We start from the raw sequence: 3,698 nt of genomic DNA on the forward strand, positions 1-3,698 counted from the left end.
GCCTTTTTGATTAGCACGGGCATTCTTTCCACCGCTTGTAAATTCATTGATCCTACCCACACGGAAGATATTCCAGACATACAGCTTAATTTTGAAGCAAAGGGGTTAGAAATCTTTGAACCAGAAGTCACTGCGGATCGCTTAAAGCAAGCACTTGATGATGCTTTAGAATGGGCGGTAACAGACATTGACCTTTCTAAAAGACTTCGCTCTGATTATGGCACTGCTCCTTGGCAACAAGATGCAACATCTAAAGCAGATAATACGGATTATGCTTTGCTTCATCTTGGCACTCTTGCTTTGTTGGGTGATGCTGAAACTTTGCAATCTTATCAGAAAAGCTTTACGGCAGGGGATCACCTAGGCTTTGACGAGAGCATCCAACAGCTTCATCTTGAACGTGCATTAGCTTTAGCCAAAGAAGTAGCAAAGGTGAAGCAAGTGAGCTACGCTTTAATTAAACAGGTGGCAAAAGGATTTCGATAATCACTCAGAGTTTTCTAGCGAGGAATAACCTACTTCTTGGAAGGAGAGTTTGTTAAGTCTATTTAGAACAAAGAATACATTGATTATTTTGAAAAAATTGAAGGGGCTTATGAATCATGAAATGGATAAAGAAAAAAATTATGGGAGCAGCTGAACCTGTGGAATTTAAAGGTAAAAAAGTTTATCAGGGAGATGAGCTGTTTGAGCCTGAAACAGTTTCTTCTTGGAAAGGAAAAGGACAGATAGTAACAGGTACAAATGTGGAAAGAATGGTATCAGGAAGAGCTCCTATTGGAATCGATTGTAGGCCTATTATGTTATATCCTATGACACAAGAAGGTCCTATGGCTGAGGTTCTCTACTCATTTTATCAAGACAAGAGTTTTGTTGCGCCTATGAAGCCAAAGGAAAATTTTATCAGAAAAGTTATTTGTTGGATTTCAAAAAAAGACTCCTCAGCAAGAAAAAAGAAAAAGTAATTATTGCAAATATTGAAATAATGTCCCTAAAAGGCGCTCTCTAAGCTTTAATGATCATCCCCTTTAATTACATCATATATTGTAAATGCGAGATGATTTTACAGATACAGATGAGAAAAGAGCTCCTTCAAGAAAATATCCTCTATATTCTATCGATGTAATCCCAATTCCATTGGCTATAGTAGAGAATATTGATCAGTAGAAACACTCATTATGAGTAAAAACACACTGTGACTTATGGAGAAAAATTTATGAAAAGTTATACTTTATTAGATGTTGCACAATATGTTGATATGCATAGTCAGGTTATTAATTTTGGTACTCAAGATAATGCACCTGATGATGTACGGATTAAAACAGCTGAGAACACTCTCGATTTACAATTTACCTCTTCCTATAAGGGTTTTTTAAAAAATTATGGAGGCGGAGAAGTTGGAGGTGAAGAAATATTCAGTATTTATGAAATCTGTGCTGGTATTCCTGCTGGTGATATTGTTTACCGAAATTTACTCGATAGAAGAGATGGCTTTACGAATCCCAAACAACTTGTTATCTGCACAACTGATTTTGGTGAAACATTTTACTTTGATTATACTCAATTTCGGGATGGAGAGTGCCCACTCTATCTCAAGTATACATCTGAAGATTCCGAATATTACGCAAGTAATTTTTATGAATTTCTCTGTAAAAGAATTAAAGAGTATGCAGGGGAAGATTTATGAAAACCTATACCTTAGATGATGTTGCAGTATTAATTGATAAAGTTAATAAATATAATGATGATATTATCAATTTTCGTACTGAAGAAAATGCGGCTGATAATCTACAGATTGAAAAGGTGGAGAAAGCTCTTGGTTTGAAATTCACATCTTCTTACAAGAGTTTTTGGAAAAAACTATGGAGGAGGGGAAAAATGAAAAAAATCTTAAAACTATTGAGCAGCATGGCTCTCTTAAGTACAGCTGGATGTCAATTAGGCAATCCTCCCCCATCGACTTTGGTTTTATGGGAAAAGCCTAGAGCAGATCGGGCTGTAATCGAACAATCACTTTTAAAATGTGGTTGGAAACCGGTTTATGCTTCTTCTAGTGATATGAATTCGTATGCAAGTGAATTTGCTTCAGTATATGAGTGCATGAAAAAAGCAGGTTTTCGATATAAATTGCAGGATTCAAAGGGGATTTATTTTACACAACCTCCGAAAAGTGACTCGTTCCTAACCGATCTCATGATAGCTGGATATCAGCAATTTATGGACAATGATACTTTTGGTCTAAGCAATACGAGCAAGAAGGAACGGGCCATGATAACTCATTTTGAGAATGAAAGAAAACGTCAACAAACAAGAAAATCTTTGCAAAAGCGATCATCAAAGCATCCTACCCATTCTTAAAGAGTTAGTTGAACAAAAAGCACGAATGATGGAGGGAGTCAAAATAGTGTCCTTCTTTATTCAAGCGGATGAGACGTTGAATCTAATGGTTGATCAGCTCACAAACAAGGCAACAGTAGGTTTTCTTTCCACTTATTTTTTAGAGAATGTGCGTTTTGATCAGCCTCACAGAATTCTGGAAGCCAATCCGACAAATAGAAAAGGTATTGTGATCAATAAAGGGGCATGTTTTCGCTTTTATCATGGTGGTGAGAATTTGGGGGTAGGTACCTCTTTTACCGCGTTCCAAGGCGTGGAAGGATGTCTTTTGACGAAGATCTTGAAGCAGGAAAGGATTATTATATATATCTCATCCTAAAAGATCAGACGAATGAGCTATCCTTTGACCTTTCGCAAAATCCGACGGCTCCTGATGGCTATACAAAGGATAATTCTGAAAAGATTGGCGGATTTCATACGCTATGTGCGGATGTTGGTGAGATTGAAGGTCATCTCTTATCAGGTTATCAAGCGGGGGATATTTTACCCAATTCTGTTTGGTCTTTAAATCACCGCCCGCGTAGTAGTCCAGAAGGGATGGTTTACAATCCGTGGCATAATATTTGGGTTGATATTTATCTTCAATCAGGGACAGGTGTAAATGCAAAGTCGGCATATGGTGTTCCGATTACGACCAATCGTAGCTATGCGGATCATGCATTTGATTTTTGGTCTGTTAGTAAGAGATTTTTGACGAGTGATGAGTTTTCGCCAAGCATGTATGGAAGTAATCAAGCAACCAGTATTGTCGGCAATCAAGCGCCTTCTCCTAAGACATCTGGAGGACACGTTGATACAAACAATAGACGGATGATTTCGCATATTGGTTGTGAGGATGGTTGCGGTTATGTGTGGCAATATTTGTCCGGTTGTTATCCAGTGACTAAATGGCATACAGGGGAGCAAGGAAGTAGTTTACGTGTAGACATAAATGTTATGTTGGGAGGAGGCGATTGGACTGGTGGCTCTAACAATGATCATCTTGTACGGAATTTTGCGCATTCTCGTTATGTAGAAGATGAAAAAATAGGCGCCCGTGGATGTAGCGACCCATTTTATTATAATTAGTGCGAGATTGATTAGAACATCATTTTATCCAGCCCCACTTTTGTGGGGCTTTTTTTTATGGAGCGTCAGATGAGAAAGATATCGAAAGAAGCATTAGAGCTTATCAAACAATGGGAAGGTTTGCGTCTAGAGGCTTATAGAGATACGGCATGTGTTTGGACGATTGGTTATGGTCACACCAGCAATGCGGGTCATCCCCTTGTCAAAAAAGGCATGTGTATTAGCCAAGAGCA

General features: G+C 38.2%; 6 protein-coding genes and 1 pseudogene. All 7 read left to right on the forward strand.

The window, feature by feature from the left end; translation table 11 throughout:
- Window positions 1–514: pseudogene (locus tag ACFIJ7_RS09100) on the forward strand (DUF6990 domain-containing protein); the annotation flags it as partial.
- Window positions 515–602: 88 nt separating this feature from the next.
- Entirely contained in the window at window positions 603–965 is a 363-nt protein-coding gene (locus ACFIJ7_RS09105) for an HNH/ENDO VII family nuclease (RefSeq protein WP_375645137.1), read from the forward strand.
- Window positions 966–1,216: 251 nt separating this feature from the next.
- Window positions 1,217–1,687 carry an SMI1/KNR4 family protein gene (locus ACFIJ7_RS09110; RefSeq protein WP_375645138.1) on the forward strand — a complete coding sequence of 157 codons (471 nt, stop codon included), beginning with the start codon at window positions 1,217–1,219 and terminating at the stop codon, window positions 1,685–1,687.
- Between the two features lie 191 nt (window positions 1,688–1,878).
- Window positions 1,879–2,358, forward strand: a complete 480-nt coding sequence (locus tag ACFIJ7_RS09115; protein WP_375645141.1) for a hypothetical protein — start codon at window positions 1,879–1,881, stop codon at window positions 2,356–2,358.
- A 46-nt stretch (window positions 2,359–2,404) separates the two neighbouring features.
- Complete coding sequence (locus tag ACFIJ7_RS09120; RefSeq protein WP_375645139.1) at window positions 2,405–2,716, forward strand: hypothetical protein; 312 nt, start codon at window positions 2,405–2,407, stop codon at window positions 2,714–2,716.
- Window positions 2,659–3,465, forward strand: a complete 807-nt coding sequence (locus tag ACFIJ7_RS09125; protein WP_375645140.1) for a hypothetical protein — start codon at window positions 2,659–2,661, stop codon at window positions 3,463–3,465. Before ACFIJ7_RS09120 ends, ACFIJ7_RS09125 begins: the two co-directional genes overlap by 58 nt.
- A gap of 69 nt (window positions 3,466–3,534) precedes the next feature.
- On the forward strand, window positions 3,535–3,698 hold a 164-nt coding region (locus tag ACFIJ7_RS09130), incomplete at its 3' end, for a lysozyme (protein ID WP_375645142.1).

Source organism: Bartonella sp. MR100HLJHH (genome assembly GCF_042194215.1).
GTDB classification, from domain to species: Bacteria; Pseudomonadota; Alphaproteobacteria; order Rhizobiales; family Rhizobiaceae; genus Bartonella; species Bartonella grahamii.

Bases quoted from the DNA above. Each gene is read 5' to 3' on its own strand.
- ACFIJ7_RS09110 (WP_375645138.1), top strand. From the start codon at position 1,217: ATGAAAAGTTATACTTTATTAGATGTTGCACAATATGTTGATATGCAT.
- ACFIJ7_RS09125 (WP_375645140.1), top strand. From the start codon at position 2,659: ATGTCTTTTGACGAAGATCTTGAAGCAGGAAAGGATTATTATATATAT.
- ACFIJ7_RS09115 (WP_375645141.1), top strand. From the start codon at position 1,879: ATGAAAAAAATCTTAAAACTATTGAGCAGCATGGCTCTCTTAAGTACA.
- ACFIJ7_RS09105 (WP_375645137.1), top strand. From the start codon at position 603: ATGAAATGGATAAAGAAAAAAATTATGGGAGCAGCTGAACCTGTGGAA.